This is a genomic window from Rhizobium sp. BR 314 (assembly GCF_047445805.1).
Classification (GTDB): domain Bacteria; phylum Pseudomonadota; class Alphaproteobacteria; order Rhizobiales; family Rhizobiaceae; genus Rhizobium; species Rhizobium lusitanum_B.
In genome coordinates, this window is record NZ_JARWLA010000096.1 from 1 (window position 1) to 2,864 (window position 2,864).

Consider the following 2,864-nt stretch of genomic DNA (forward strand, 5'->3'; position numbering starts at 1 on the left):
GCCACAATGAGCGATGATCCGCTCATCAGCCTGCCAGCAGCAAGCTGATACTCATCCGACCCTCTGGGATGAGCCGTGGTCGTCTAAGCTACACCACGTCCTGGGACATGATCGAGAAGTTCACGACCAACTGAGCTGGCAATGCGTTGCATCTTGATGTCCAATGTCAGAACTAGGAGAGAACGTGGTGTTGATCGTGCGGATCAGTCAGCAATCGTAGGCGATCCAGGTTTAACCAACCCGTTCTCTGGTAGCTGCTTCCCACAATACTCCGCAGCGTTCGATGCAGCTACCACGGCACGGGTTAATGCGAAGAGCCAACGATATCATGTGGATGGCAAATCATAGTATTGGGTCGCGGGTTCGTATCCCATCAACTGTAAAAGCCAGATGTCGAATGGGGTGGGCGACGCCCGAGTGGCTTGCGGAGTGCGGACAGGCGAGATTCCGATCGGCTATCGCCAGCTGTATTCGACTGGGTCCCAGCGACTGTCGCCGCCGGGGGCGTTAACGCCCGCAATGACTGGCTCGAAGAAACGCGTGAGCTGGCGCTGAAGCTCAGGAAAGGCGGGAGGTGCCAGCATTGGCGGGTTGCGCTCGAGAAAACCGCTCCACAAACCTTTCTCCGCAGCGACGGTAGCGTAGGCCTGCGAAAATCCCTCGGGCCTCGCGGTTGGGACGGCCGTTCCGCGGCGCGCCAATGTGCCGGCGACCGCATCGATCACAGTCGAGAGCTGAAATTGAAAAATCTGTGTAGTGAGCCAGATGTCATAGAAATCCTTGATCCGGCCGTTTGCCAGTCCGAAACGGATCATTGCTTCAAACTTTTCCGCGACGACGGTCTCGGGCGGATACATCAGTATGCTGGCCGTCGGCAGATCCGGAAGAATGCTCGGGAACGACGCCAGCTTAGGCGCCGGATAGACATGATCTCCGAAGCCGATGTCAACTTGCACTCGAATGATCGCCTTGGCGAGCTCGCCATTCAGCATGACACGAGCGCCCTGATACTTGTCCGCTTCCCGGACCGGATCGACCTTGATGCTAGCGAGGTCGAAGTGCAAACCGTCGTCGGCTTCGACCGCACAGATTTGCTGGAAGGTTTCAACTATCGCCTCGGGGTCAGGATCGCCGTGACCCAACAGATCGAGATCGCCGGTGGGTCGAAAGACATTCTCTGGCCAGGTTACGAAGAGCATCGCTCCTTTGAGAACGTAGCGGTCGCGCACGCCCGATTGACTGAGGCGAAACAACAAACGTTCAATGGCGAAGCGCGTTAGTGTACGCTGATATTCCTCACCAGACCGCTTTGCGTGCATGAGCAGTCTTGCGCGGATAGACGCCGATTTGTCCTTGATGATTTTAGTCATTCCTGTAGCGCCCGGATCAGAGGCTCCATGCGCGCCGAGCACCGGTCGATCGCTGCGTATTTCATGAGTTCGTTCGGTGTCGTCTTGCGAAATCGCAGGGCATCGCGAAGCGCTTCAATCGCGACGTCCTCGCCAACAAGGCGCCGATATTTGAAGCAGTCCGCTACGGTTTTTGCCACGCCATAGATAGGCACATCGACGCCTTCGACCGAAATCCTCTCAATGCCGGATGTTAGGGCATCACCGGTTGCCCGCACGATTTTTACTGGAAACGATGGTGATATCGGCGCTCTTGCCTTATGAGGGATCATCATCCAGACCGCATGCGGTAGCTGAGTGGTCAATTCGTGTTGGCGAAGTGCGCTGAGCAGGCAGACTGTGCCATTCGCCATCAACCGGGTAGCTTCTGCCAGATCGTGCGCGACGTGCTCACCAACACGGTCTGGATCCTGATACAGTCCACGTCCAAGTCGCACGAGGTCGCCGGAATCGGTCAGGCGTTTCAGATAGACGAGGGGAATGCCGGCCGACTTGAAATCACGGGCCCGCACGATGCCGCGAGATCTGGCCAGTTCGAGCGCGCTATCCCGATAGTTCATATGATCGTGGCCTCGGTTGTTACCTTATGTCGGCATATATATACATCCTGCCGTCAAAAAATAACAGGTTGAATTAATTTCGTGACGTCATATATTTCGTATGACCATGATGAAGTCGAGCCAAACCTCCGAACTGACACCTAAACACGTGCGCGCCGCGCGCGCCCTCTTGGCATGGTCTCAGCAGGACCTCGCCAAGACTGCTGGCGTAGCGACTTCTACGATCGCTGATTTCGAACGGGGACAACGCACACCTGTCGCCAACAACGCCCAAGCGATCAGGAGTGCGCTTGAAAGCGCCGGCGTTCGGTTTTTGCCAACAGGAGCAGTCATCGGTCCAGCCATTCTCCCAATGGACGTGTCCGATCGACCGGGCGTTCCCATTCGTTGGGTCAGCGCACAGGATCTCTCGGATTGGGCAGACCGCAATGACGGCGTCTCCGGTCTGCCGACTCTGATTGCAAACCTCGTCCGTGCCACACACGGATCGGCCCACTTGCGGTTTCCTTCCGATGAAGGTGTCCGGCATTCGGGCTGGGACGGGCATACAATTGCTGCCAAAGGAAGTATTTACGTCCCGCAAGGTGAGACTGGCTGGGAGATCGGCGCCCAGCGCAAGAATGTTTCTCATAAAGCCAGCGAAGACTACGCGAAGCGCAGCTTGGATCCGTCACCCATCGAGCCTGCCAATGCGACCTACATCTTCGTTACACCCCGGCATTGGCCGGGGAAAGACGAATGGGCGAAGACGCGAAAGAAGGAGGGTCCGTGGCGCGACGTTCGGGTCTATGATGCAAACGACCTGGTGCATTGGATCGAGCAAAGCCCGGCCGTCGGTGCCTGGCTGGCCAGAAGGCTCGGCAAGCGCCCCGACGAAACCCGTGAACTGGAGGAC

Annotated in this window: 3 protein-coding genes; 1 reads left to right on the top strand and 2 read right to left on the bottom strand. The window is 57.2% G+C overall.

Going from position 1 to position 2,864, the window contains the following annotated elements:
• Nucleotides 1-455: 455 nt before the first annotated feature.
• Both QD461_RS36475 and QD461_RS36480 read right to left on the bottom strand, forming a co-directional pair.
• Entirely contained in the window at nucleotides 456-1,370 is a 915-nt protein-coding gene (locus QD461_RS36475; RefSeq protein ID WP_051264140.1) for a nucleotidyl transferase AbiEii/AbiGii toxin family protein, read from the bottom strand.
• The gene (locus QD461_RS36480; RefSeq protein ID WP_028753524.1) at nucleotides 1,367-1,969 is read right to left on the bottom strand and encodes a type IV toxin-antitoxin system AbiEi family antitoxin domain-containing protein; all 603 of its coding nucleotides are present in this window, start codon (nucleotides 1,967-1,969) and stop codon (nucleotides 1,367-1,369) included. Before QD461_RS36480 ends, QD461_RS36475 begins: the two co-directional genes overlap by 4 nt.
• Before the next feature lie 100 nt (nucleotides 1,970-2,069).
• Here QD461_RS36480 and QD461_RS36485 point away from each other — a divergent pair.
• A partial coding sequence (locus QD461_RS36485) for a helix-turn-helix domain-containing protein (RefSeq protein ID WP_414091626.1) occupies nucleotides 2,070-2,864 on the top strand: 795 nt, incomplete at its 3' end.